The organism is Cetobacterium sp. ZWU0022, from assembly GCF_000800875.1.
Classification (GTDB): Bacteria; Fusobacteriota; Fusobacteriia; order Fusobacteriales; family Fusobacteriaceae; genus Cetobacterium_A.
The window spans coordinates 1-2140 of record NZ_JRJZ01000060.1 but is presented as its reverse complement, the minus strand read 5'-3'; the positions used below and the strand labels follow the sequence as shown (position 1 = coordinate 2140).

2 protein-coding genes are annotated in these 2140 nt (G+C 23.0%); both read left to right on the top strand.

The window, feature by feature from the left end; all coding sequences use genetic code 11:
• Positions 1-480 (top strand): hypothetical protein (locus L988_RS13800; RefSeq protein WP_047382463.1); only part of this gene is annotated, 480 nt, incomplete at its 5' end.
• 5 nt (positions 481-485) lie between these two features.
• Positions 486-2140 (top strand): hypothetical protein (locus L988_RS05680; protein WP_052191709.1); only part of this gene is annotated, 1655 nt, incomplete at its 3' end.

Here is a 2140-nt window from a genome sequence, read left to right as displayed (position 1 = left end):
ATAGAGGTAGATTTAAAAAAATATAAAGGAAATTTAGATTTAAAAAGAGATTATATTATATTATGTGAAAAAATAACAATTGAATATAGAAATTTAATTAATGAAATTTCAGATTTTTTAGAGGAAAAAATTTTTCCAGAATTAGAGATAATTAAATTATTTTTATTAGCACATTCTATAAAAAATGAAGTCATTTTTGGAAAATTAGAGAAAGAAACTAAAATAACTCCTACCAAAGTAGCAAATTTATCAGAATCTATTTATCGAAAACATTATTTATTTATTCAAAATACATTTTTATTATTTCAAATAGTTCAAAATTTCTTTAGTCAAGATGTAATAACAACTCTAATTTCTCTTACAGATAATAATTTAGAAGAAGAAAAAATCAACAACATGACAAAAGTTCAAATAAAAATAAAGTATATCAGAGACCAAAAAGAAAAAGTTTCAGAAGATATTATATATGGAGGTAACTAATCAAAATGACTATAAAAGATATAATTGATGAAAGAAGGAATCTTCATAAATATCATGACAAAATTTATGAGGATATGATGGAAGGTATAAATAGTAGATTATTAGAAACTAAAAATTTGAAAGACGATGTAAGTAAACAATTTTTAGAAGCTTGTGCTATGGATATTTCTGGTGAAGTTATTAGAAATTTTTTTGATATGTCTGACTATAATCTAACAGTAGACCAATTAATTAGACGTATTTTAGATTTTAAATATGAAAATGAGTTTGATCCCTTAGCTAGTCAATTAGATTTAAGAAAAAATATATATAATATGTCCAATTCAAAAGATACTATAAATAAGATAAATAAAGAGTTAGAAGATAGTAAAATTAAGTTATTTGAAAAAGAGAATAAAAAATATGTAGATTCTGCTATTATACAAAAAGGAAAAAAAGATTATAAAAATCAAAAAATAGAAGACGACAAATTGCAAGATGAAACAGGAAAAGCTTCGGTGGAAAAATTGCAAGTAGATCATAAAATACCACTTGCAACTATTCATATTTCTACAAAATTTTTAAAAAATAGTGGAATAGAAAAATTAAAAGAGTTTTATAATTCGCCAGATAATTTTGCTATGTTGGGAAGCACCGCTAATCAATGTAAGGGAGATGCTAAAGTATTAAATGAAAAAGGTGAAGATATAACTTCTAAAGCAACTCCTGAGCAAATGACAGAAGCAATTATAAAAAAACTTGAAGGTAATCCAAAAACTAGAAAAGAGTCAACAAATGAAAAGTTAAAAAATGATGGAATTTTAGATGAAGATGGAAAAGTGTATCCACATATAAAGAGAAAAATATATGAACAAACAAAAGCAGCACAAAATAAAGAAAGTATTGAGATGTTAAAACAAACAGATTCTTTAAAAGTTGCTAAAGAATCTGCTAAATATACAAAACAAAATATTCATAAAATTTTAGTAGGACAAGCACTTTACTATCTAACTCCACCTCTAATTTATGAAATCAGAATTAATCTGAATAAAAACAATAAAATAGAATCTATTTTAGAAAATTTGGAAAAATCTAGTGATAGAATAATCAATTATATTATATCTAAAAAAACGGAGATTATGTTATCGGTTGGTGAAAAAAGTTTAAAGAAATTTTTAAAAAATATATTTGATATTTTAATTTCAATGATTAGAGCAACAATAAAAAAGATAATAAAAATAATAAAACAAGTTGTTTTAATAAGTGTTGATGCAATAAAAATAATGCTTGATAAAAATCGATCTAAAGCTGAAAAAATGGATGCTATTCTACAGTTAGTATCAGGATTGGTAATAAGTGTTGTCTGTGAAATATTATTTGAGTATATAGAAAAGCAATTTGGTATTCCTGAGGTGTTTTTAATGCCTTTGCAAATGTTAACTACTATAGTTTGTTCAAATTTTATAATGATAACTTTACAAGAGGCTGATTTATTTAGTGTAAGATATGGATATAAAATAGAAAATATTCAAAAAATATTTAAGGAAGAGCAAGAAAATTATGATAATCAATTCGAGAAAATTTTAAATCATATAGATTATAGTAATACTTATGAAATAGATAAGATTAAAAATGAACTTTTAAATTTAAAGCAAGAAATTTCAAATATTGACGTATTTAA